The organism is Nitrosospira multiformis ATCC 25196 (assembly GCF_000196355.1).
GTDB lineage: Bacteria > Pseudomonadota > Gammaproteobacteria > Burkholderiales > Nitrosomonadaceae > Nitrosospira > Nitrosospira multiformis.
Window position 1 is genome coordinate 2152712 of record NC_007614.1, and the last position, 22611, is coordinate 2175322.

At 54.4% G+C, this 22611-nt stretch carries 23 protein-coding genes; 9 read left to right on the top strand and 14 right to left on the bottom strand.

From position 1 onward, the window contains the following. Nucleotides 1-12: 12 nt before the first annotated feature. Nucleotides 13-441: a ribosome maturation factor RimP gene (gene rimP / locus NMUL_RS09780; RefSeq protein WP_011381181.1), complete on the bottom strand. Its 429-nt coding sequence runs from the start codon at nucleotides 439-441 to the stop codon at nucleotides 13-15. A gap of 306 nt (nucleotides 442-747) precedes the next feature. Here rimP and NMUL_RS09790 point away from each other — a divergent pair, with 306 nt between their 5' ends. From NMUL_RS09790 to NMUL_RS09795, 3 genes are all read left to right on the top strand, one after another. Beyond that, a complete protein-coding gene (locus tag NMUL_RS09790) occupies nucleotides 748-1800 on the top strand; it encodes an AMP-binding protein (RefSeq protein ID WP_011381182.1) in 1053 nt (350 codons plus the stop codon). Then, complete coding sequence (locus NMUL_RS16510; protein WP_272867648.1) at nucleotides 1749-2717, top strand: AMP-binding protein; 969 nt, start codon at nucleotides 1749-1751, stop codon at nucleotides 2715-2717. The genes NMUL_RS09790 and NMUL_RS16510 overlap by 52 nt, the downstream gene beginning before the upstream one ends. Before the next feature lie 66 nt (nucleotides 2718-2783). Continuing rightward, the gene (locus tag NMUL_RS09795; protein ID WP_011381184.1) at nucleotides 2784-3776 is read left to right on the top strand and encodes an MBL fold metallo-hydrolase; all 993 of its coding nucleotides are present in this window, start codon (nucleotides 2784-2786) and stop codon (nucleotides 3774-3776) included. An 82-nt stretch (nucleotides 3777-3858) separates the two neighbouring features. Here NMUL_RS09795 and NMUL_RS09800 read toward each other — a convergent pair whose 3' ends face one another. The 12 genes from NMUL_RS09800 to cysS form a co-directional block, all read right to left on the bottom strand. Next, nucleotides 3859-4698, bottom strand: a complete 840-nt coding sequence (locus NMUL_RS09800; protein WP_011381185.1) for a TrmH family RNA methyltransferase — start codon at nucleotides 4696-4698, stop codon at nucleotides 3859-3861. Continuing rightward, complete coding sequence (gene greB, locus NMUL_RS09805; protein ID WP_011381186.1) at nucleotides 4695-5336, bottom strand: transcription elongation factor GreB; 642 nt, start codon at nucleotides 5334-5336, stop codon at nucleotides 4695-4697. The genes NMUL_RS09800 and greB overlap by 4 nt, the downstream gene beginning before the upstream one ends. Nucleotides 5337-5460: 124 nt before the next feature. Further along, entirely contained in the window at nucleotides 5461-6465 is a 1005-nt protein-coding gene (locus tag NMUL_RS09810; RefSeq protein ID WP_011381187.1) for a glucokinase, read from the bottom strand. Beyond that, nucleotides 6462-7247: a M90 family metallopeptidase gene (locus tag NMUL_RS09815; protein WP_041353119.1), complete on the bottom strand. Its 786-nt coding sequence runs from the start codon at nucleotides 7245-7247 to the stop codon at nucleotides 6462-6464. Before NMUL_RS09815 ends, NMUL_RS09810 begins: the two co-directional genes overlap by 4 nt. Before the next feature lie 46 nt (nucleotides 7248-7293). Then, nucleotides 7294-8436: a DNA recombination protein RmuC gene (locus NMUL_RS09820; RefSeq protein ID WP_011381189.1), complete on the bottom strand. Its 1143-nt coding sequence runs from the start codon at nucleotides 8434-8436 to the stop codon at nucleotides 7294-7296. A gap of 147 nt (nucleotides 8437-8583) precedes the next feature. Next, a complete protein-coding gene (locus NMUL_RS09825; protein ID WP_011381190.1) occupies nucleotides 8584-9039 on the bottom strand; it encodes a hypothetical protein in 456 nt (151 codons plus the stop codon). 42 nt (nucleotides 9040-9081) lie between these two features. Next, nucleotides 9082-9657 (bottom strand): DUF488 domain-containing protein, encoded by a 576-nt coding sequence (locus NMUL_RS09830; protein WP_011381191.1) that lies wholly within the window; start codon nucleotides 9655-9657, stop codon nucleotides 9082-9084. Nucleotides 9658-9764: 107 nt separating this feature from the next. Next, complete coding sequence (locus tag NMUL_RS09835) at nucleotides 9765-11528, bottom strand: tetratricopeptide repeat protein (RefSeq protein ID WP_011381192.1); 1764 nt, start codon at nucleotides 11526-11528, stop codon at nucleotides 9765-9767. 215 nt (nucleotides 11529-11743) lie between these two features. Beyond that, nucleotides 11744-12529 carry an EI24 domain-containing protein gene (locus tag NMUL_RS09840; protein ID WP_011381193.1) on the bottom strand — a complete coding sequence of 262 codons (786 nt, stop codon included), beginning with the start codon at nucleotides 12527-12529 and terminating at the stop codon, nucleotides 11744-11746. A 252-nt stretch (nucleotides 12530-12781) separates the two neighbouring features. Then, nucleotides 12782-13372, bottom strand: coding sequence for a hypothetical protein (locus NMUL_RS09845; protein ID WP_011381194.1), 591 nt, complete (start codon nucleotides 13370-13372; stop codon nucleotides 12782-12784). Nucleotides 13373-13386: 14 nt separating this feature from the next. After that, nucleotides 13387-13779, bottom strand: coding sequence for a DUF5675 family protein (locus tag NMUL_RS09850; RefSeq protein WP_011381195.1), 393 nt, complete (start codon nucleotides 13777-13779; stop codon nucleotides 13387-13389). Between the two features lie 110 nt (nucleotides 13780-13889). Further along, a complete protein-coding gene (cysS, locus tag NMUL_RS09855; RefSeq protein WP_011381196.1) occupies nucleotides 13890-15284 on the bottom strand; it encodes a cysteine--tRNA ligase in 1395 nt (464 codons plus the stop codon). Nucleotides 15285-15372: 88 nt separating this feature from the next. Here cysS and NMUL_RS09860 point away from each other — a divergent pair, with 88 nt between their 5' ends. From NMUL_RS09860 to NMUL_RS09885, 6 genes are all read left to right on the top strand, one after another. After that, on the top strand, nucleotides 15373-16494 hold the full coding sequence (locus tag NMUL_RS09860; RefSeq protein ID WP_011381197.1) for a nuclear transport factor 2 family protein: 1122 nt from the start codon (nucleotides 15373-15375) through the stop codon (nucleotides 16492-16494). Beyond that, entirely contained in the window at nucleotides 16491-17732 is a 1242-nt protein-coding gene (locus NMUL_RS09865) for a L,D-transpeptidase family protein (RefSeq protein WP_011381198.1), read from the top strand. The genes NMUL_RS09860 and NMUL_RS09865 overlap by 4 nt, the downstream gene beginning before the upstream one ends. A 128-nt stretch (nucleotides 17733-17860) precedes the next feature. Further along, a complete protein-coding gene (locus tag NMUL_RS09870) occupies nucleotides 17861-18484 on the top strand; it encodes a peptidylprolyl isomerase (protein ID WP_011381199.1) in 624 nt (207 codons plus the stop codon). A 1-nt stretch (nucleotide 18485) separates the two neighbouring features. Further along, nucleotides 18486-18980 carry a peptidylprolyl isomerase gene (locus tag NMUL_RS09875; protein WP_011381200.1) on the top strand — a complete coding sequence of 165 codons (495 nt, stop codon included), beginning with the start codon at nucleotides 18486-18488 and terminating at the stop codon, nucleotides 18978-18980. A gap of 20 nt (nucleotides 18981-19000) precedes the next feature. Beyond that, on the top strand, nucleotides 19001-19675 hold the full coding sequence (locus NMUL_RS09880) for a PEP-CTERM sorting domain-containing protein (protein ID WP_041352541.1): 675 nt from the start codon (nucleotides 19001-19003) through the stop codon (nucleotides 19673-19675). An 86-nt stretch (nucleotides 19676-19761) separates the two neighbouring features. Further along, nucleotides 19762-20586 (top strand): M48 family metallopeptidase, encoded by an 825-nt coding sequence (locus NMUL_RS09885; RefSeq protein WP_011381202.1) that lies wholly within the window; start codon nucleotides 19762-19764, stop codon nucleotides 20584-20586. Between the two features lie 143 nt (nucleotides 20587-20729). On the opposite strand, the gene NMUL_RS09890 is transcribed toward NMUL_RS09885, so the two are convergent. After that, nucleotides 20730-22418: a S8 family serine peptidase gene (locus NMUL_RS09890; RefSeq protein WP_238529799.1), complete on the bottom strand. Its 1689-nt coding sequence runs from the start codon at nucleotides 22416-22418 to the stop codon at nucleotides 20730-20732. Nucleotides 22419-22611: the final 193 nt, after the last annotated feature.

The window sequence follows — 22611 nt, forward strand, 5'->3', positions numbered from 1 at the left end:
GTTACTCATAGATTACAATTTCGGAACGAGGCGAACCTTCTCAAGGTTAGTGAGTTCAAGGTCCAGCATTTTTCCATCTACTTCCAGTTTTAAAATTCCGTCCTTCACTTCGCGCAAAATGCCGACAAAATTTCTTTGCCCCTGTAACGCCACCCGCAGCCTGAGTTTAACGGACTCTCCCGCAAAGCGGATAAAATCCGCTGTCTTTTTCAGCGGCCGATCTAGACCCGGCGAAGATACTTCCAGTCTGTCATAGTCCACGTTCTCGACGGCGAGAAACCGGCTCAGATGATTACTGACAGTCACGCAATCATCCACATTCACACCACCGGGCTTGTCGATGAATATCCGCAACAGCTTTCCCCCCGGCGACCGCTCCAGGTCAACCAGTTCATAACCCAGTCCTGCAAGGGTCGGTTCGAGCAATTCGTACAGATCCATAGTGCCGATACAAACAAAAAATGGGCTGAAAGAAGCCCATCGTTATTATTCTATTTTAACAAACATTTATGATAGGGGAAATAGGAACTGAGTTCCGCTTTCATGATCAACTGACAAAAAACCTGCCAAAAAGTTTTTTCTGCCAACGCGTTATAGAAAAAAACGATAACTCTGCAAGAGCGGGCGACAATACGCGGATTTGCCATCGGCATGCGTAAACGGCGGATCGGCATGAAAAAACTTATTACAAAAAGCGTCGAATGATACAATTTATCAGCCCAAACAAAAATATTCAGGGAGGTAGCTGTGGCGACGATTCAATCTATCCTCAATGAAACACGCACCTTTACACCCTCCGCTTCGTTCGTGGAACAAGCAAACGTATCCGGAATGGAAGAATATGATGCCCTTTGCGCAGAGGCAGAAAAGGATGAGGCAGCATTCTGGTCCAGACTGGCGCGGGATCATATTTCCTGGCACAAACCATTTACCCGCGTACTGGATGAAACCAACCATCCGTTCTTTACCTGGTTCGATGACGGAGAACTGAATGTTTCATACAATTGTCTCGATCGGCACCAGGCCACCCAGTCGGACAAGGTTGCGCTTATTTTCGAGGCGGATGACGGCACCGTCACGCGCTGCACCTACCAGGATCTCTACCGCCGCGTATGCAGGTTTGCAAATGGTCTCAAGTCGCTGAATATCAGGAAAGGTGATCGCGTCGTTATCTACATGCCGATGAGTATCGAGGCGGTAGTGGCAATGCTGGCCTGCGCGCGCATCGGTGCGACCCATTCAGTCGTGTTCGGTGGCTTTTCCGCCAAAAGCCTGCATGAGCGAATTATCGACGCAGGCGCGGTAGCCGTGATTACCGCGGACGAGCAATGGCGCGGCGGCAAAATCAACTACCTGAAAGCCGTTGTCGAAGATGCGCTCGGTAGAGGTGAAACGGACTCGGTGAAATCCGTGGTGGTCTACCAGCGAGGCAGCGGTGACCTGCAACTGGACGCCAATCGCGACATCTGGTGGCATGATCTCATCCGGGATCAGAGCGAGACCTGTGAGCCCGAATGGGTGAACGCCGAGCATCCGCTATTTACGCTCTACACCTCCGGTTCCACCGGCAAGCCAAAAGGCGTGCAACACTCTTCCGCGGGCTTTCTGCTGGGCGCCATCACGAGCATGCAATGGATTTTCGACTACAAGTCTTCCGATATCTTCTGGTGCACGGCCGACGTAGGCTGGGTCACGGGGCACACTTATGTGACTTATGGTCCGCTCGCCGTCGGGGCGACCCAGATCATATTCGAAGGCGCGTTCCTACTTATCCTGACGCGGGTCGCTTCTGGAAAATGATCCAGGATCATAAGGTGACCACGTTTTATACCGCCCCCACTGCCATCCGCTCGCTTATAAAACTCGGACCCGACCTGCCGAAACAATATGACCTTTCCTCATTGCGCCTGCTCGGTTCAGTGGGCGAACCGATCAACCCGGAAGCGTGGATGTGGTATTACACGACCGTTGGCCAATCCCGCTGTCCGTTGGTGGACACCTGGTGGCAAACCGAAACAGGCGCTCACATGATCGCCCCCACGCCTGGAGCAGTAATGCTCAAGCCCGGTTCCTGCACTTTGCCGCTCCCCGGTATCAAAGCCGGTATCGTGGATGAAGCCGGGCATGATGTGCCGGTAGGCAAAGGGGGGTTTCTCGTGATCAAGCGTCCGTTTCCTTCCCTGGCCCGCACCTTGTGGGGAGATCCGGAACGCTTCAGAAATACCTATTTTCCCGAAGAGCTTGGCGGTAAATACTATCTCGCGGGAGATTCGGCTCATCGCGATGCGGACGGCTATTTCTGGATCATGGGGCGCATCGACGATGTACTGACTGTTTCCGGCCACCGTTTAGGGACAATGGAAATCGAATCGGCGCTGGTAGCGAGCCCCTTGGTTGCTGAAGCCGCGGTGGTAGGCAAGCCGGATGAAATCAAAACCGAGGCCATCGTGGCTTTCGTGGTATTGAAAGGGGCTCGCCCGAAAGCAGAGGACGCTCATCGCATTGTGCAGGAATTGCGCAATTGGGTATCGCAGGAGATCGGCCCCATCGCCCGGCCTGATGAAATCCGTTTTGGGGATAACCTGCCGAAAACCAGGTCCGGCAAAATCATGCGCCGGTTGTTGCGCACGCTGGCAAGGGATGAAGAAATAACTCAGGATGTATCCACCCTGGAAAACCCGGCGATACTTGAACAATTGAAACAGGCGGTAGCGTAGTTGGGGAATCTGCGTCTCGGCCGGTTGCATGATGACGCGCGATCTTCATCGGACGTCGAGCCTGGAATGACCTCATCGCTTTCTATTTTGCCTCCGCACATTTCCCGTTTCCCCGCCCTCACTGATTATGAAGATGGCATCAGCGCCATTGATGCCGATTATTTGCGCCCCGGCCTGGCTGCAATTCATCTGATTGTGGAAAACGGTAAAGCCGCGCTGGTGGATACCGGAACTTCATCTTCCGTTCCCGGTGTACTGGAAGTGCTGCAGAAGAAGAATCTGGCTCCCGCAGATGTAGTATACGTGCTTGTTACGCATATCCATCTCGATCATGCGGGAGGTGCGGGAGAATTCATGCGCCATCTCCCTAACGCCAGACTGGTGGTGCATCCGCGTGGCGCTCGCCATGTGGCAGATCCGGCGCGTCTTGTCGCAAGCGCCATGAGCGTCTATGGTGAAGCGGAATTCAAACGCATGTACGGGGATATCCATCCCATAGATGCCAGCAGAATCATCGAGGCACCAGACGAATTCAGGCTGGATTTCAACGGCAGACCGCTGCTGTTTCTCGATACGCCGGGACATGCGCGTCATCACTACTGCATTTTCGACGAGCGAAGCAATTCCTTTTTCACCGGTGACACATTCGGCCTTTCCTATCGGGAATTCGATGTCAATGGCATGGAATTCGTGTTTCCGACGACCACTCCCGTGCAGTTCGACCCCGTCGCGGCGCATGCCTCACTGGATCGTCTCATGAGCTACAACCCCTCTTATGCCTTTCTCACGCATTATGGTCGCATCGCGCATCTCCCACGCCATGCGAACGAGCTGCATGGACTGATTGACGCCCACGTATCGATTGCCAGGAAGCTACGCGACGTGCCTGACAACCATGCAGCTCTGGTAGATGAACTGGGCGAGTTGTTGTTGCGCAGGATAATCGCGCACGGCTGTAAATTAACCGAGGAAAGGATTCGCAGCCTGCTGAAGCTCGATGTCGAGCTCAATGCGCAGGGCCTTGAGAACTGGCTGGATCATTCCGAGGGGAAAGGTTGAGCCGCGCCAGTCAGGCAACTGTCGGAAGCTGCCATAGCAGCTATATTAACGACGTGAGGAGAAGATAATAAAAAGCGGATACTTATGCGATTCCCGCTTCCATTTGCCTCACCCTCTCAAAAAAACAAACTGCTGCCGCAGCCGCCGCATTCAGTGATTCTGCATCCCCCGGCATGGGGATAGTAATCCGTTCATGGGCGACCTGAAGCAACTCATCGCTCAAACCCGCACCCTCGTTCCCGAAAACGAAGGCTACCGGGCCGCTCAATCGCATCTGGTAAAGACTTTTTTTCGCATCCAGTATGCTTGCAATTACTTTGCCTCCGAATGTCCGCGCAACTTCTGCCAGGTTGGCACGTTCGTGTATTCGCACAAGAAAATGCGCGCCCATGGCGGCACGAAGCGTCTTCGGCGACCAAGCATCGGCACAATCGTTGGAAAGATACACATCGCTTGCACCCGCCGCAGCGGCGGAACGCAGTATGGAGCCGACGTTGCCAGGGTCTTGTATGGCTTCAAGCAATACACAGAAGCTTTCTGCCTGCCCTCTCTTTTTCAGGGGAATGGCTTCGGGAGAAGGAATCGGCACTATAGCCATAAGACCTGTTGCAGTCTTTACTGTGGAAACTTCGCGGAACAACAAGTCCGGCAGGACGATCGCTGCCGCTTCCCGATGGGAGCCGCCGCCTTTTGTCACCTGCGTCACTTTTGTTACTTTTTCCAGCAAAAATCGGATTTCCGGGTTTTCACGCCCGCTCTCGCTCGCGACGAGTTTTTCTGGCTTCCCCAGCGCAAAATAAGCTTCGACCAGATGAATGCCGTCAAGAAGCGTCAGTCCCGCAATTCGCCGTTGCCGGGATGATTCCCGCAGTTTAACCAGTTCTTTGAAGGTGGGATTGTCGCGAGAGGTAATAAACTTCATTGAGGATTGGGGTTCTCGCCAGGGTTCGCCATCGTCTTCTCCATTCCCGAGCCCATCCTGAACGGTTCCATGGGAATTGCCTGATACCTGACTTCCAGAATTTCCAGTTCTTCCGTTCCTCCGGGCGCATGTAATGTCACCACATCCCCTTCACGCGCTTTGAGCAATGTCCGCGCCAGTGGTGAAACCCAGCTTATGTAGCCCCTGGTGGTATCGATCTCATTCACACCCACGATGGAAACGATCTTCTCCTCGCCTTTCTCGTTAATGTAGGTAACGGTAGCGCCAAAAAAAATCCGCGATTCATCTTCCCGGGGCATGGAGGGATCGATGATTTCCGCCATATCCAGTCGTCGGGTGAGAAAACGAATGCGCCGATCGATTTCGCGCAGGCGCTTCTTGCCGTAGATATAATCCGCGTTCTCCGAACGATCGCCATTCGCGGCAGCCCAGGAAACCGTTGCGGTTACCTGGGGACGTTCCCTGTTCATCAACCACAAAAACTCGTCCATCAGCCGCTTATGCCCCTCCGGAGTAATGTAATTTTTGGAGCCGGAAGGTAATGATGGCAGGCCATTCCCGTTGCCTTCTTCGTCCAGGTCGTCAGACTCGCTTTCCCTGGTAAATGCCTTGCTCATGCTTGCTCATTCAATCTCATTCAATCGGTCAGCAATCGGAATCCGATCTTGACAGGCAGGCACAATGCCTCCTGTTTGAGCAGGTCCAGGCCAGATCCAGACTTCCAACTGTTTTCGTGGTGTTTTACACCTCATCCAGCATTCTCCTGGCTTCTTCCGCAGCCCCAAGTAGTCCGACTTTTGGATTCATCACTACATGTACCGGAATTTCCTCCATTAGCCCGGAAAAGCGTCCCTTGTCGCGAAATGCTTTCATGAAACCGCCTTCTCTCAATTTATCGATAATTTTTGGTGCAATCCCTCCCGCCACATATACCCCACCGCGGCACAGACCGGCCAAAGCCAGGTTGCCGGCGTAGGCTCCGTAAATCTCCACAAATAAATCCATTGCTTTCGCTGCTAACGGATGCTTCTGGTTGAAGGCGAGATCGGATATACGAGCGGCATCATCTTCTTTCGACTGCGTCGATGTCCATTCGCGTTTATCGCCTGACTCATCCTGAAGAAAACGAAAAATATTTGTCAGTCCCGGACCGGAGAGCACCCGCTCGACCGATACATGGCCCAAGCGTTTTCGCAGATGATGCAACAATCGGTCCTGCAATTCATTCGCTGGCGCAAAATCAATATGCCCGGCTTCGCTCGGCAGCGATGAGTAGTCTCCATTTTGCCAGACGAGCCATGCCACTCCCATGCCGGTACCCGCCCCCAACACGACTCGCATCTTGCCGACATGAGGCTGGCCGGCCTGCAATGTCATCAGGTCGTGTTCCGGCAGGATGCCCACACCCGATGCCACGGCCGCGAAGTCGTTGATGAGCTTGACCTTTGGAATGGAAAATTCCGAGGAAAGCACTGCAGAGTTCATCACCCACGGCAAATTTGTGAGTGCCGCTTCCTGCCTGGCAATTGGCCCCGCTACCGCGAAACAGGCGCTCATGGGATTGCCATCGCTATCGAGCGCGGAGACTTCATTAATAAAGTCTCGGAGCATGTCCGAAAAACTCGAATAGGCCGGACTCTCGTAGCGCCGTTCGCCCCATACCCGGACATTGCCTTCTTTCAGTTCCGCTGCTTGCAGCAATGTCTTGGTTCCGCCGATGTCGCCACTAATGAAATATTCGTTCACGGTTCACTCCGTCGCTGCGCGGGGTCCTGACGATAAAACAGCGCGAGTTGCTCATATACTGCCGGGAAGTGTATTCTGACAGAGATAGGCATTTCGAAAAAAGCTTCGCTGATCACCGCGAAGAATTCTGCCGGACTCTCGGCCGCATAAAGGTCGATTTCCATCATCTCCCCGGCATCGATACTCCTGCAAAAATCCGCATAAGCTTTACTGAACGCTTCACTCCATGCCTGCCGGCTCATATCCGGATGTATGGGAGGAAAACCGTTAGCCTCTCCATTCAGCATATCCAGCTTGTGGGCGAATTCGTGTATGACAACATTGTATCCCTGGCTGATCTCGGTCCCTGACACAGCGGCCACCGCGTCTTCCCAGGAGAGAATCACCGGTCCACCGAGCCAGGACTCGCCGGACGCAGGCTCCACTGCGTGGTGCACTATGCCGTCCTCATCCACATATTCATAATCGCGAATAAATTCACCTGGATAGACGATGATTTCTACCCAGCCATCGTAATAATCGAGATCGAGATTCAGGATCAGAATGCACGCCTGTGCAGCGATCAGTACGCGCATTTCGTCGGTGATTACCAGTCCGTGGGCACCGCTGATTTGCTTGACATGGAGAAACAGTACGACGCATTCCCGCAAGCGCTCGAGCTCAACCGCTTCGAGCGCCTGCAGGAACCGCAGGCGGGCTATCGCGTTCTGCCAGATATCATCGGGGACGGAGTGATTCTCGATGATACGGCGGCGATACCAGGATTTGATGTTCGAGAGCATGGGGGATTTTCTGGATATATCCTCCTGCATGTGATGCCGGCGGAATTTATCTGGAGTTTTCTTCGTCCGCCGGTTGCATCACTGGCGTTTCCATTTCCAGTTGAGGCAGCTCGAGATCCACGGCCTCTATGCGGGCAAAGCGTTGACTTATCTTCCGGCTTGAAACATGTACCTCTTCCACATCCTGATTGGCCTGGCGGATATGGTCTGCAAGTTTTTTCATGCGCTCGTCAAAGCGTGCAAAATCCTTGCCCAGCCTGGACAGTTCGTTCTTGATGATGTGTACCTGCTCGCGCGTTTCGATATCCTTGAGCACCGCACGCGCGGTATTCAGTACCGCCATCAGGGTGGTAGGCGAAACTATCCAGACCTGCTTCTGCATGGCGTAATCGACTATGTCCGAATGATAGGCATGGATTTCGGCGAAAACGGCCTCCGCCGGTACGAACATCACCGCTCCATCGCAGGTTTCCGGCGGCAGGATATATTTACCGGCAATGTCGTCCACATGTTTTTTCACGTCCGCCTTGAACTGCTTCTGCGCCAGGGCACGGCTCGTGTCATCCGTATGACGATCGAACATGCGATGAAAATTTTCCAGCGGAAATTTTGAATCGACCGCGACCATGCCCGTTGGAGGCGGTAGCTTCAGCACACAATCGGCGCGGCTGCTGTTGGAAAGCGTATGCTGCATTTCATATGCAGAGGGCGGCAGGATATTGCGAACCAGCGCTTCCAGTTGCACTTCGCCAAACGCGCCGCGCGAGCGTTTGTCGCCCAGAAGTTCCTGCAGGCTCACCATATTGGTGGTCAGGCTGTCGATCTTCTTCTGGGCTTCATCGATCGTCGCAAGCCGCGTCATGACGCTGGTGAAAGTCTCATTGGTTTTCCTGAACCCTTCGTCGAGACGTTCAGCCACCCTCCCGCTGATCTGGTCCAGCCGCGCTTCCACCGTTCCCCGCAGTTGATCGGAATTCCTGCCCAGGACCTCGGAAAGCCGGTTGCCCTGGTTCGACAGCCCTTCATGCAAATCCTTGAGCATGTCGCGATGCTTGTCTTCCATCAGCCTTGCCTGCTGCCCCAGCAGTTCGCGCACCATGGTCGAAAGCATACCGAGCCGGATCACCAGATAGGCCATGGTGACAAGCAAAATCGCGGCAGCAGTAATGATCAGCAGGTAGTCTGGCATTATTTTTTGAAGTATACCGGAGAATTGTCCAGAGAATGTCTTTACCTGCCTGCTTTTCCTGATTAGGAGAAAACCCGTCGGTTGCCTCGGAAAAGCGTTCCATCAAACAGCAGAGCGAAATCTGGAATCGGGAAATTACTCCGGAAGTTATCTTGCCCGGCCGGCTTGATACAATTCACTTTGCATCTGGAGCTTCCGCCATCTCTCCTGGCGCTGCTTGGAGCGCTCCTCGTAGCTGCTCAATCGCTGCTTGCTTTCATGGCTTTTCTCGGCCCGCTCCTTACGCGCCTTCCTGCCCGCCCGACGCCTGGTCTCGACGGATCTTTCCTGTCCCAAGGCATCTTTCGGTCTCACCTCCTCCGAAGCCTCTTCCCAAGGGCGCGATTCTCTCGGATTCGGCTGCAAGGGTTTCGTCTCCAACGGGTTGGCGGCCCATGGACGCACTTCCCAAGGCTTTGGCTCGCTGCCTTCCTTCCCGCGCTGTGCCTGGGTTTTCTGAGTCCCGGGCTTTCCCCACGGATTATCGTCAGATGCCGCAACGGGCTGTACGATCAACATCGCAAAACCGAGCGGTGCCATCAACCGGGTAAAATGCATGTTCATATTCCATTACCTCCTTTCACAAGGTAACAATCCAATCATCGTTTATATCAGCCGCCCCTGTTGCGCAGGATAAAAAATTCTCACGCCCTCCGCCTGTGCCCATGGAGTCAGTGAATGCGGTTTTCGGCCGTGGTTATCGATGATGTCTTCCACCCGCACCCCCCGGACGACAAGCGCGTCCGCAATCAACGAACGATGGCATCGCCAGGGAACGGCCTCGGCGCACATCAATGCGCAGCGGTCATGGGCAGCAAGCTCGATAACCCGGTTCACATTTTCCACAAATTCCTGAGTTTGCATATAGTCCGCATAGCCACGGAAGGACGCATTGCGCCAGCCCTCATTGATCGAGTCCTTGCGGGCATGCCGAAGCCCGCCCAGGCCAGATAAATGAGTGTACTTGATGCCAATTGCCCCCAGAGCGTCCGGCAGGGTTTCCTTATTGAATTGAGGATTATGCCGCGAACGCGGTACCGTCCGTACATCGAGCAGGTGCGTAACTTCGTTTTTTTTCAACAGATTGATGAATTCTTCAAGGGGATGAGTCGAATGTCCGATGGTGCATATAAGGAGCTCTGCACCGGTGACATCTTTCATGTTGTTCGTGGTGGCTTCCATAGGGCGCTAAAAATCCCCCTCTATAGTAGACCCCACCGGGAAGGTACGGTCTGGATTAAATCCGGCTGGTTAGGGTCTGTTGTGGGTGAATTAGCCGATACTGCTTGCTATCGCGATTGCCCTGCCATCGTCATGGGCGAAAAAACACACCCGAAGCGGGAGGCGCCGAGTTTCACATCCGCCCGTGCCCACGCCTTATTGAAACGCTCTTCAACCAGCGCCGCCCGCTCGTTTTTGCCCTGGGCGCGCAGAGCCTGCAACAAGCCATAAAGTGCCCATCCATTATTGCGGTTGCGCCGCAGGTCTTCCCAGTAGACTGTCTCCGCTTCGGCGGGATGACCCGCTTCAAGCAATATGGCGCCGAGCGTCAACCGCGGGGGCGCCTGCCATTCGGGCGGTTCGGTGTAAGCCAGCGAATCCTCAAGACGAACTGCCTGTTCAAGATGTGCGATGGCGGAATTGAATTGTCCGCGCGCAGCAGCAATCTCACCGGCGAGGACCGCAGGACCGATGCGTAAAACCGAGCGCGCGGTGTTGACGGAAAGAAGGGGACCATCGAGCGAGTCATCCTTCATGATCTCCCGTAAAGCAGCCAGCTCTTGCTCAGCCTCGGACAACTGCCGCTTGGCGACAAAGGCGAGGCCTCGGGCATAGTGCCATCCACCTTTCAGAAACGCATTGCTTGAGGGAGGCTCCGGTTCCTGAAGCATTTCGTCCCATTTTCCAAACCTTGTAAGTGCCCAATAAGGTACCACGCGGAATACTCCGGTCATGGGCATTTCTTTCAAAACCGCGTCGTCGATGGTGCTCGCGACCTTTCTTGCTGAGTCGATCGCCAATTCGCTTTGGCCATCGGCGGTTGCAGCGGCCCCGAGGAAGTGAATATTGTGAGGAAAATAGGCCATCGCATAAAAGCCATGTTCATGCTGCCGGACGAGGTACCTCACATCGGCGGCGATTGCACGCTGATTGGCAATTATTGCATCTTCATAGCGGCCCACGCGCAGGTAGATGTGCGATGGCATATGTATCAGGTGCCCGGCATCGGGCATCAGTGTAAGCAGCGTATCTGCTGCCTGCGCAGCCCGCTCCGGCATGTTGGTCGGTTCCATGAGATGGATATACATGTGCGTCGCGCCCGGATGCCGGGGATTGCCTTGCAGCACGCCTTCGGTAACTGCGACGATTTCCCTTGTTCCTTCCATCGGATAGTCATCGCGCATCCAGTAACCCCACGGACTGGTATCCATTACGGATTCGACAAAAAGCATCGCGATATCCTGATCACCGGAAAAACGCCGATGTACCTCTCTCATAGCATTTGCATATGCCTTGTCGTTGGCCTTCCGATCTTCGGAATTGCCGGTGTACCGCTTTTCCAGAGCCCCGATCAGCGCGCGCTCCCTGTCAGACACGCCTGCCGCGAGAGAAGCAGCCTTTCTGACCAGTTCCAGCGCTGATACTTCGTTTTTTGCCTCCATGGGCGCGTTGATATTGGGGCCGAGCACGAGCGCCTGTCCCCAGTAAGCCATCGCGAGAGCGGGGTCCAGCCGCGCCGCCTCCCTGAATGCACGCCCCGCCTCCGCATGATTGAATGCATAGGAGAGATTCAAGCCCTGGTTCATATACTGCTGCGCCAACTGGTTGCTGGTGCTGACGGGAAACGTATGCGCGCCGAGATTCAGCAGCCGGGGAGTTCCATAATCGGCAGGCATTCGCTCACCGGGTCGTTCCTGATGACGATGAGGGACGCGGTCTTCGATAGGGCCGCTGACCTCGGTGCTTTGCCCATTCTGGGCAAAAGCGCCGGAGGTTGTCCCGGTTAAGGACATTATTACCAGGGCAATGAAATGAAGAACGTAGGCTTGCATTGATCTCTCCTTGTTAGCCGGTTATCGCAGGTCCGGCTGCGTCTGATCGAACCCCGGAAACCGTATATTGGTATTTTGTTTTGATATGCAGCAATAACGGGACAACAAACAACCCCAAACTCAAAAAGCATTGCAAACGAATATCAACGACATTGACGCCAATTTTGCTGCCCCCAGCAAGGACCTTCCGCAGCCCTACGGATTTGCAACATGACTCATAGCGGCAACTCGTGGGGCAACTCGTGGCGCAGTTCCGCCAGGCGAGCCAGGCAAAAATGAATGAAGGCCAGCCCTGTCAGCACAGCGGCGAACAGGTTTAAAATCGGCACGAATTGCACCAGACCCGCGAGCAGCCCCAAGCCCCACAACAGAGAGCGGTCCCTGGAAAATATAGCTCGCATTTCTTCCTGCGTGGCATGTTCCGCCAGCGCATCGTAGCGAAACAGGCGCTGATTCAGATAGGCGGCAGCAACAAACGGGATAACCACGCCTGCCCCCGCCAGCCATAATGGGAGGGTGATCAGCCAGATGGCAATGAAAATGGCAAGAGCAATCAGCGCATTGAGCACACTGCCCGCGACCGTCCCGCCTTTTTCGCGTTTGAGTAGCGGATAGTCGCGACGTGCAACCAGACCGATCAGGGCAGGCATCGCGAACAAGGCGGTAATCACGAGTGCAGTCACAAAAACCAGCGGCACAAACAGAATCAGATGTGCCATCCCCTGGATTCCATAGGCGATCCACCTCGGTTCAACGCCTTCAAGCCAAGTCTGGATACCGATCGCCGTCAACACCTCGGCTATCCAGCCGGAGAAAGTCCCCCAGAAAGCCACGCCGAGCACCACCCACAGCAGACTTGCTGCGAGAATGGGCCAGACGATGATCCACAGCACCTGAAACTGAAACAAATCGCGAAACGCCCGCGATAACGCCTGAAATATCGCCTCCACAATCCCCCCTTCCAAATGCCGGAATTCGGCCATGAACGAGAGAATTGGCATTATGCAACCTGCCGAATTGGCTGTGACGCAACTTCTCCCGCACTTCTCACCTCAGATCAAAAATAATGACGATCTCATGGCAAGCGCCGAGTGATTACATGCTTGCCCCATCCCGCCGGGCACACACTCTAATTGATTTATAGTTGAAAAGTTCAACTATGGCTGGAATGACGCCATGTAGCATGATAGCCGGAACAATACGCAGCAGAAGCAGCGGAAGGAAGGGAGACTAAAAGCTTTCTGCTGCTTCGACTATTCGATTCCGCCCTCGCATCGAGGATCCCACTCATACGCAAACGCGTTATACCACGTGCCATGTTCCCAAATTTCACCACATATCTCGCCGCAGATTTTTCGTTCGAATCCGCACATGCCTCCCAGCCGGAAATGTGCCGTATAAGCACCTGCCGCGTCGCCCCCCTTCAGTTCGATAACCACCCGGCCATTCTGCTCGGAGACATGCAGCGAACGGGTGTTGGTGAGATCCCTATAGAATTTCTCCGGGATGTGGAATCGCTGCCCATCGATGAAAACAAGAAAAGTTTCAGTTACGAACCGGGGCACACCGCTATCCATTCCCCACATGCCACCGTCGGTTTCACGGCACTCACCGCTTTTACACTTGCGCTCATGGAAAATCACCCCTACCTTTTTGCCAGAGGGAAGCGCATGGTTTTTTTCGTGCTGAAAGGGCAGCGCTTCCTTTTGCGCAAGCACCGTGTCGGATGTAAAAAAGGATAGACCGATCAACGCAACGGAGAAGAGGGTAAAGCGCAAGCCGCTTCGTTTCAAGGGGTTCAACATCGTCGGATTGATGCATGGAGCATTACTGCCGCCTGCCACGGTCCTCCCCCTGCTTACTCGATTTCAATGAATATTTTCTGGGTCTCGGCTGCTGCTTTCATTTTCTGGAACAGGCGATCGAAAGCAACTCTGCTTTGTCCGATGAAATTGACACCTTTGGTATCGCCCACCAATATGCACCCTTCTGTATTCGCCGAGATATTGCCGGGATGTATCCTGACGCCTTCAAAACTTGGCACGTTCAAAAGGAGCGGAAGGGTTTTTTGAAACCTTTGGGAAAAATTGATGACAACCTCGTATTGCCCCGCGAAAATCGCGGTCTTGCCCTTGATCTTCACCGGCCTCACCTTGTCTTCCAGCGTGTAGCACTCGAACTCCCCATCGACTGACAATTCGCCTATCGTGCTGTCATCGGAAAATTCCAGTCTTTTTACACGCAGATCCATTTCGCTTCTCCTTCATATTTATACTTATATCGAAAGGATAGCCGATGTGGAGGACTTGGCCCGGCAAATAAGGCGAGCCATGACTCCCATCCCGTCAGTCCATGACGCACTCAGAGAGTGGATAGACCCGTTGCCCTCCGCCAGGTAGTGCCATGAGGTCCGTCTTCCAGAATGATGTTGGCCTCCATCAATTCCTTGCGAATGCGATCGGCCTCGCGATAATCCTTGTTGGCGCGTGCAACCAGCCGCTGTTGAATCAATTGCTCCACCTTTTCGGGCGCAAATGCCGGATCTTCGGAATCCGCCTGCTGGAAATATTTCCAGGGGTCCTGCTGGAGCAATCCCAGCACCCCGCCCAGCGCTTTCATCAAGGCAATATCCCTGGGTAGTCGGGTTTTATTGACTTCGGTAGCGAGGTCGAAAAGCACGGCAAGAGCCTCCGGGGTGTTGAAGTCATCGTTCATCGCTTCCCGGAAACGCGATGCATAGGGGTCATCCCAGTCTATCTCGACTTCGTCGTGGACTTCGATTCCCTTGAGCGCGGTATACAGTCGATCGAGAGCTCGCCCGGCGTCTTCCAGTTGCATGTCTGCATAGTTAAGCGGGCTGCGGTAATGCGCGCGCAGGATAAAAAAACGTACCACCTCCGGCTGAAAGTGGGCAAGGATTTCGCGGACGGTAAAAAAATTGCCGAGCGACTTGGACATCTTCTCGTCATTGACTCGCACGAAACCATTGTGCATCCAGTAGTTGACAAAAGGATGCCCGTGCGCCCCCTCGCTTTGTGCAATTTCATTTTCATGATGGGGAAACTGTAAGTCCTGCCCACCGCCATGGATGTCGAAGTGCTCCCCCAGATAGTGCTCGCCCATGGCCGAGCACTCGATATGCCAGCCGGGCCGCCCCGGTCCCCACGGGGAATCCCACTGGGGCTCGCCGGGCTTTGCCGCTTTCCACAGCACAAAATCCAGCGGATCGTTTTTATGCGGATCGACAATTACCCGTTCCCCTGCCCGCAACTCGTCAAGGGATTTCCCGGAAAGCTTTCCATAACCGGGAAACCGGTGAACCGCATAATATACGTCGCCGTTGGAAGCGGGATAAGCCAGCTTTTTATCCACCAGAACCTGGATCATGGCAATCATGTCTTCCACATGGCGCGTGGCACGCGGTTCCCATGAAGGCGGCTCCACCCCAAGCGCTGCGGCATCCTCTTCCATCGCCTGGATAAAACGCGCCGTCAGCGCTTCAATGGATTCCTTATTTTCCTGCGCCCGCCTGATAATTTTGTCATCAATATCGGTAATATTACGTACATATGTCACATCAAAACGGTTGGCGCGAAACCAGCGCTGCACCATATCGAATACCACCATCACGCGCGCATGGCCGAGATGGCAGTAATCGTAGACGGTCATTCCGCATACATATACTTTGACCTTGCCCGGCGTTAGCGGGATAAACTCCTGTTTTTCTCTGGCAAGAGAATTATGAATTTTAAGCATCTGGGGAAGATTTTGAATTGAACAGGCTTCTTGGTAGAATCTTGCGGACGCTGAGGGCACTACTTACAGGACGGAGAAGTATAGCACAATGAAAACGCTGGATTTTCGCCGGGCGGGTGCGCACATTGCCTTGGTCGTGCTGTTCGCTGTTTGTCCGGTTGCGTTTGCTGATGAAAACGATGAAGTTGCCAAACTCTACCAGCAGGGCAATCTGGACAAGGCACTGGAACAGGCAAATGCGTACCTCGCGCTCAAGCCAAAGGATCCGCAGATGCGGTTTCACAAGGGGTTGATACTGACCGAGCAGCAGAAAATCCCTGATGCGATCAAGGTCTTTTCTTCACTGTCGGAAGATTACCCCAACCTGCCCGAGCCGTATAATAACCTGGCGGTACTCTATGCCAGCCAGGGCCTGTATGAAAAGGCGAGGGGAGCGCTGGAGGCCGCTATACGCACTCACCCCAGCTACTCCATTGCGCATGAGAACCTGGGTGATATCTATGCAAAACTGGCCAGCGAGGCTTACGGCAAGGCCTTGCAACTGGACCAGGGCAACGCCGCGGCCCAGACCAAGCTTGCAATGATCAAGGATTTATTCATCGGCAAATCCGGCGCGATAAAAACTGCATCCGCTGCCACTGCGCCGGCACCGCCTGCTTCAGCCGCCCCCCGCTCCCCTGCGGCCACTACGCCATCTCCTCCCCGATCCGCTGCTCCCGCAACCCCGCCTGCTTCCGTCCACCCCGCGCCCGGTAAAGCCCCGCAAAAATCAGCGGAAAAAAAAACTGAAAAGGCGGAAAAATCAGCACCGGGAAAGATAGCCGCGGTTGAAACACATTCACCAGAAAAGAAAACCGATGTTCCGGACGAATCCGACGAAATCATCAAAACTGTCAATGCGTGGGCCAGGGCATGGTCCGACAAGAACGTGACGGCATACTTCGCATTCTACGCGGCTGACTTTCAAACTCCTCGTGGCGTCAAGCGCACAACATGGGAAAAAACGCGACGCGACCGCATCATCAAGCCAAAAGCCATCCAGGTGGAGATCACTCACCCCAAGGTAACTTTAATCAATCCAGCACGCGCGAGGGTAAGCTTCAGGCAACTCTATCACTCCGACGCATTCAAACACGATTCGTCCAAAACACTTGAGATGGTTAAAACGGACGGGAAGTGGCAGATCCGACAGGAGCGCTCCGCGAAATGAATGTGCAAACTCCATCTGCCGGATGCACACGGCGGCTGATAATCATGCTTGCCGGGATAACCGGGGCAGCGCTTTCGCTCTGGATTACCGCCGCGCTGGCCGAGGAAGCCTTGGCCCTATCCACTGCCTCCACGACCGGACCGGAATCGATACTCGTCAAGAGTCTCCAGGAGATCTCCGAGAGCCGCATGGATTCCGCATTGAACGGAATCGAGCAACTACTCAAGACTAATCCGAATTTCCGGCTTGCTCATCTGATCAAGGGTGACCTGCTGCTGGCCCGCGCCCGTCCCATTCACACCATTGGCGAAACTGGGACGGCAATACAGCAGCCTATCGACGATTTACGCGAGGAGGCAAGAGCACGGCTTCAGCGCCACTTGGCACCGATACCGCTCGACATGACCCCCAAGTATCTGCTGCAAATGCCGCCTGAGCAGAAATACGCAATCATTGCCGACACAGGCAGATCGCGGTTATATCTCTATAAGAATGTCGATGGAAGCCCGCGTTATCTGGCGGACTATTACATCAGTACGGGCAAGAACGGTTCTCAAAAGCTGAAGGAGGGGGATAAAAAGACACCCATAGGCGTCTACTTCGTTACTGACAACCTGCCGCGTCAAAGGCTATCGGATTTTTATGGAGGCATGGCGTTCCCCATCAACTATCCCAACGAATGGGACAAAAGGCACGGGCGCAGCGGTTATGGCATCTGGCTGCACGGCACCCCTCCGGATACTTACAGCCGCCCGCCCCGAGCGAGCGATGGCTGCGTAGTACTTGCAAATGACGACCTGAATGCACTGGCCTCAACACTTCAGGTCGGCATTACATCCGTCATCATCAGCGATCAGATGGAATGGGTCAAACCCCACGATGCCGCCGCGCTGCGTAGAAAACTGGCCCAGCACCTGGAGAGATGGCGGCGAAGCTGGGAAAGCGGAAATATGGATGATTACGTCGCCATTTACGGAAACGATTTTTCCAGTGGGGAGCAGAAGCTGACGGAATGGATGCGAGACAAACAGCAGGCGGGTGGGGAAAAAAACCCGCACAAGGTCGGTATCAGCAATGTAGGCATTTTTCTTTATCCTGGAAGAGATGATCTCGCGGTAATCAACTTCGATGAAGAATATTCCAGCAATGATCTTTCCAATAAAATGAAAAAACGCCAGTACTGGATGAAGGAAGATAAAAGCGGATCCTGGAAGATCATTTACGAAAGTGCGGCATAATCTGGAAATTATCGCTGCCTGTCCTTTCTTCACCCCATGCCGTTCCAGGATAGTCCGGGCAGGAACCGGCAGGTACAGGAACGGATAATTCTTCCACTCTTATCACTCTTATTATTACGGTCAAGCTAATGCATATTTTCAAAGTTTTCTCAGTCCTTGCGCTCTCTTTCAGCTTCACCGCTCTTGCCGCGAATTCACCGACAAGCCATCCGCAAGTTGAAATAAAAACCAATCTCGGTAAAGTGGTACTGGAACTCTATCCCGACAAGGCGCCAAAAACCGTCGAAAATTTTTTGCACTATGTGAACGACGGGCACTACACCGGCACCATATTCCATCGTGTTATCCCGGGATTCATGATCCAGGGTGGCGGATTCGACAAGACTTTCAAGCAGAAATCTACGAGACCACCTGTTGAGAACGAGGCCGGAAACGGCCTCAAGAATGAGATTGGAACAGTTGCAATGGCGCGTACCACAGACCCTCACTCAGCCACCGCACAGTTTTTTATCAATGTGGCCAATAACACATTTCTCAATCAAACCTCGCCTACTCCGCGCGGTTATGGCTATACCGTATTCGGCAAGGTCATCGAGGGAATGGACGTGGTCAACAGGATCGCAGCTGTTCCCACCGGTTCCGGCGGACCATTCTCCACCGATGTGCCGAAGGAAACCATAGTAATCGAGGAAATGAGACTTATTGCAAACCCGTCTCTCGCCTCTCCCACCCATCCACAAAACAGGGATTGATATGATCAGACTGCAAACGAACTACGGCGACATCATGCTCGAACTCGATCACGAAAAAGCACCGGTAACTGTCCAGAATTTTATAGACTATGTAAATAGCGGATATTACGACAACACGATATTTCACCGCGTGATTGACGGATTCATGATTCAGGGAGGCGGTTTCGAACCGGGCATGATCCAGAAAAAAACCCGTGCCCCGATTGCAAATGAAGCAGGCAACGGTCTCAAGAACGATAAATATACCATCGCCATGGCGCGCACCTCTGATCCTCATTCAGCAACCGGTCAATTCTTTATCAATGTCAAGGATAACGATTTTCTGAATTACAAATCCCCCACAGCGCAAGGCTATGGCTACTGTGTGTTCGGCAAGGTGGTGGAAGGCATGGACGTAGTGGACAAGATCAAAAAGGTTAAAACGGGTACCCGCAGCGGCCATCAGGATGTACCTGTAGAAAATGCGATACTGGAAAAGGCAGAGGTAATTCAATAACGTTTGTCAACATCATGAGCATGTCAGCACCTAAAGCTTTTTTCTCGCTTGGATTTGCGATCGCGCTGTGGCTGCCGGCCCCGGCTTTGCACGCTCTCCCTTTTGCAGATACGGTAGTCAGCTTTACTCCCGGAGACAGTAGCTTCCCTGGCAGCATCTATGGGGTGGAGGATGATAGCGGTGGCATTTACACGGGCCTCTCGGGAGAAGGCGTTTTTGATGCCCGGGCGGTAACGGCCCTGGATGGAGCGGTGCTCGGACTGGGCGGCTCAGCCGGAACCCCCGGATCCATCACTCTGCACTTCAGCCGCGGTGAAGTAGTGGATGGGCCCGGCGCGGATCTGCGGTTGTACGACACGTTCAGCTTCCGGGACGGGTTCAACCTGGAAATAAGCGCGGATGGGACACACTTCATGAACGCGTTTTTCTCCGCCGGGGATTTGTCGTATTTTGAATGTTCTCTTCAGCAACCTTGCACTGACGATGTAGACATTGCAGCCCTCCAGCTGGATGCGTTCAGCTACCTCCGGATCACTGCCGCGGGTAACATTGCTCAAGGCTTTCCAGAAGCCTATACACTGGATGCCGTGGAGGCGCTCCACTATCGTTCCAGCACGGTTCCCGAGCCCGGAACACTTGCATTGCTGGGGCTTGCTGCCGTCGGTCTGGCTTTTGCTCGCCGGCGTAAAGATTGAATTGCAGATCGAATTGCGCTCGAACCCGCTCCGGGAACGACCACGGCTGATTGTCTTATCTTGCTTATCTTTTATCGGGAGAAATCATGTTCACCCTGTCCACCTTCAGGCTCCTCATTGCGCTATCGATCAGTGCCTGGCTGGCAATGCTTTCCGGTTGCGCCACTACCACGGCAGGCGGTGCGGTCGGCGCAAACCGTTCCCAGCTTTTGCTCATATCCTCGGAACAGCTGGAGCAAACGGCGGCACAAGGCTATAGTCAGCTGAAAACGGAAGCGACCCAAAAAGGCGCCCTGAACACGAATGAAAAACTGCTGCAACGAGTGCGTGCTATCGCTCGCCGCATCGAGCCGCAAACGGGCATATTTCGAAAGGACGCTCCCGCGTGGAACTGGGAAGTCAATGTAATCGACAGCGATGAGCTTAATGCTTTTTGCATGCCTGGCGGAAAAATCATGTTTTATTCCGGGCTGATCAATCAGCTCAAATTGACAGATGAAGAAATCGCTGTGGTGATGGGGCATGAAATTGCCCACGCCCTGCGCGAGCACTCGCGCGAGCAGGTGTCGCAGGCTATTGCGGCGCAAACGGCACTGGGAGTGGGAACCGCAGTGTTCGGTCTCAGCCAGACTACCGCTCAGATCGCCGGCATCGGATATCAGGCGTTCATCGCCACCCACTTCAGTCGCACGGACGAAGCCGAAGCGGATCGCATCGGGCTCGAATTGTCGGCTCGTGCTGGTTATAATCCCCGGGCCGGGGTCACACTGTGGCAAAAAATGATCAATGCCAATGCGGGAGGACAACTGCCCGAGTTTCTGAGCAGTCACCCTGCTGATTCCACCCGTGTGCAGCAGATCGAGTCGCTGCTGCCGGTCGTCATGCCACTTTATGAAGCAGCCCGCCGATGACGCCCAAAGTCAGGTTAGCCCTCCTCGATATAAGCTGCTTGCGTCGATAAGCCAACAGCATCACTCGTGAAGCAAAACAAAGCCGGGCTTCCTTCCTTTTGGCCCGGCTTTGCCAACCCGAAAAAACGACCTTCCACCTCCCGCTACTTGACTACCGTCACGCTGACGGATGAGGATGCGCTATTTCCCGCCGCATCCTTGGCGACTACCTGAACAGTATGTGCACCCGCGGCAACATTACGTATATTCCAGTTGTAACCCAGCGTACTTCCCTTTCCGGTAGCCTTGAGCACGCCGTCGATGTAGAGCGCATAGGTAATTCCGGAAGCGCCGCTATCATCGCTTGCATTTACGCTGATGGGCACGTTGCTTCCCGAAACATTGCCTGTGACCGGATTTACGATCTTCACCTGTGGCGCGGTAGTATCCCTGGCCACCGTTGTCGTTCCGTTTGCCACATTCACCGAGACGGTGGTCGAAGCCTTGGAGTTGCCGGCCGCATCGAATGCATAAGCGGTCAGGTTCGCCATACCGTTGGCTACGCCTGCCGAATCCCAGGTGAAGGCGAACGGCGCCGTGGTGTCGACTGCGACTGTGGTATTGTTGACCCGCAACTCGACACGGGTCACGCCGACGTTATCGCTCGCAGCCACGTTTACGCCGACCAGACCTGTTACGCTTGATCCGCCAGCAGGGGAAGTGATGGAAACCGCCGGGGCCTGCGTGTCTCCGGCGACCACTGCCGAGGCCGCCGCCTGCACCGCGCGTGCAGCATCAACCCGTCCATAGCCATAATAGGGATCGCGCCCCGCTGTGCCCAGATCCACGGCAGTTGAAAACAGCAGACTCTCGATCTGGGTATTGGATAATGTCGGCTTTGCCGCCATCATGAGCGCCACCACGCCGGCCGTTACCGGACTTGAGAATGATGTGCCGGAAGCCGCGCCATAGCCGCCCCCCATAGTCGTCGTCCAAATTCCGGCTCCAGGCGCGGCAAGGGAGATGTAGTTTCCGTAGCTCGACCAACTGGCTCTGAAGTCGTTCGCATCTGTAGCGGCTACAGCTACCATCGATGTCGTTACTGCATAATTCTGGAGCACTCCCGTATTTCCGCCACTCACGATCACCAGGCCACCTTTATCCTTCATGTATTGCGCCGCGCTCCGGGTGCTCGCACTGTCGGTCAGTCCGAGGAAGCTGGCATTGGCGACGCGAACGCCGCGGTCTGCCGCATAGATAAGCCCTTGGGAAATCGCACTCCAGGTGGCATATCCAGTACTCCCGCTCACGCGGACAGGCATTATTTTAGCCAACGCCGCCACGCCGGCAACGCCTTGGGCATTGTTTGCCATGGCTGCCGCTGACCCTGCAACCTTGGTTCCATGCCCGTAAACATCCGACGTGTTGGAATTGTTTTCGTAGAAATTCCAGCCTGGAACAAGCTGGGGTGAGAGATCAGGGTGATTCGGGTCAACTCCTGAATCCAGGATGGCGATGGTCACGCCGCTGCCCAGGGAACTGTCCCAGGCGGACGGAGCGCCAATCTTGGGCAAATGCCAGGCGCTGCCATAGTAGGGATCGTTCGGTATGAGCGCGGGTTCGACTTCCTGGTCGATCTCGGCAAACTTGAGCGCCGGATGATGCGCAAGCCTTGCCGCCACCGCCTTCTCAGAGGCATTACCCGGCAAGTCGACGATGTACAGATCGCTCTGCCCGATCTTCCTGCCCTTGCCGCCATGTTCGCCCAGAACCTTGGCCAGTTCCTTTTCCGGCAAGCCGGCACGCGGCATGACCAGGATGCGACCCTTCGCCCAGCCAAGCGGCTTGTTCATTCCAGGCCCCCTGCCCTCCGGAGGCTCTGCACTGGAAATGACCGGACCCAATCCCAGCAAAACTGCCAGTATGCCGCTCCAAAGGGGATACCAAGGTTTGGAGATGTGCTGCGAGTTGCGAGTGCTTGATTGAATAATGCCTGAAGCGGGTTCTCTTGAGCCAGTTGCAGGCGCTTTATGATTGATATTCACG

Bases quoted from the DNA above. Each gene is read 5' to 3' on its own strand.
- rimP (WP_011381181.1), bottom strand. From the start codon at position 441: ATGGATCTGTACGAATTGCTCGAACCGACCCTTGCAGGACTGGGTTAT.
- NMUL_RS09795 (WP_011381184.1), top strand. From the start codon at position 2,784: ATGACCTCATCGCTTTCTATTTTGCCTCCGCACATTTCCCGTTTCCCC.
- NMUL_RS09800 (WP_011381185.1), bottom strand. From the start codon at position 4,698: ATGAAGTTTATTACCTCTCGCGACAATCCCACCTTCAAAGAACTGGTT.
- greB (WP_011381186.1), bottom strand. From the start codon at position 5,336: ATGAGCAAGGCATTTACCAGGGAAAGCGAGTCTGACGACCTGGACGAA.
- NMUL_RS09815 (WP_041353119.1), bottom strand. From the start codon at position 7,247: ATGCTCTCGAACATCAAATCCTGGTATCGCCGCCGTATCATCGAGAAT.
- NMUL_RS09820 (WP_011381189.1), bottom strand. From the start codon at position 8,436: ATGCCAGACTACCTGCTGATCATTACTGCTGCCGCGATTTTGCTTGTC.
- NMUL_RS09825 (WP_011381190.1), bottom strand. From the start codon at position 9,039: ATGAACATGCATTTTACCCGGTTGATGGCACCGCTCGGTTTTGCGATG.
- NMUL_RS09830 (WP_011381191.1), bottom strand. From the start codon at position 9,657: ATGGAAGCCACCACGAACAACATGAAAGATGTCACCGGTGCAGAGCTC.
- NMUL_RS09835 (WP_011381192.1), bottom strand. From the start codon at position 11,528: ATGCAAGCCTACGTTCTTCATTTCATTGCCCTGGTAATAATGTCCTTA.
- NMUL_RS09840 (WP_011381193.1), bottom strand. From the start codon at position 12,529: ATGCCAATTCTCTCGTTCATGGCCGAATTCCGGCATTTGGAAGGGGGG.
- NMUL_RS09850 (WP_011381195.1), bottom strand. From the start codon at position 13,779: ATGGATCTGCGTGTAAAAAGACTGGAATTTTCCGATGACAGCACGATA.
- cysS (WP_011381196.1), bottom strand. From the start codon at position 15,284: ATGCTTAAAATTCATAATTCTCTTGCCAGAGAAAAACAGGAGTTTATC.
- NMUL_RS09860 (WP_011381197.1), top strand. From the start codon at position 15,373: ATGAAAACGCTGGATTTTCGCCGGGCGGGTGCGCACATTGCCTTGGTC.
- NMUL_RS09865 (WP_011381198.1), top strand. From the start codon at position 16,491: ATGAATGTGCAAACTCCATCTGCCGGATGCACACGGCGGCTGATAATC.
- NMUL_RS09870 (WP_011381199.1), top strand. From the start codon at position 17,861: ATGCATATTTTCAAAGTTTTCTCAGTCCTTGCGCTCTCTTTCAGCTTC.
- NMUL_RS09875 (WP_011381200.1), top strand. From the start codon at position 18,486: ATGATCAGACTGCAAACGAACTACGGCGACATCATGCTCGAACTCGAT.
- NMUL_RS09880 (WP_041352541.1), top strand. From the start codon at position 19,001: ATGTCAGCACCTAAAGCTTTTTTCTCGCTTGGATTTGCGATCGCGCTG.
- NMUL_RS09885 (WP_011381202.1), top strand. From the start codon at position 19,762: ATGTTCACCCTGTCCACCTTCAGGCTCCTCATTGCGCTATCGATCAGT.
- NMUL_RS09890 (WP_238529799.1), bottom strand. From the start codon at position 22,418: ATGAACAAGCCGCTTGGCTGGGCGAAGGGTCGCATCCTGGTCATGCCG.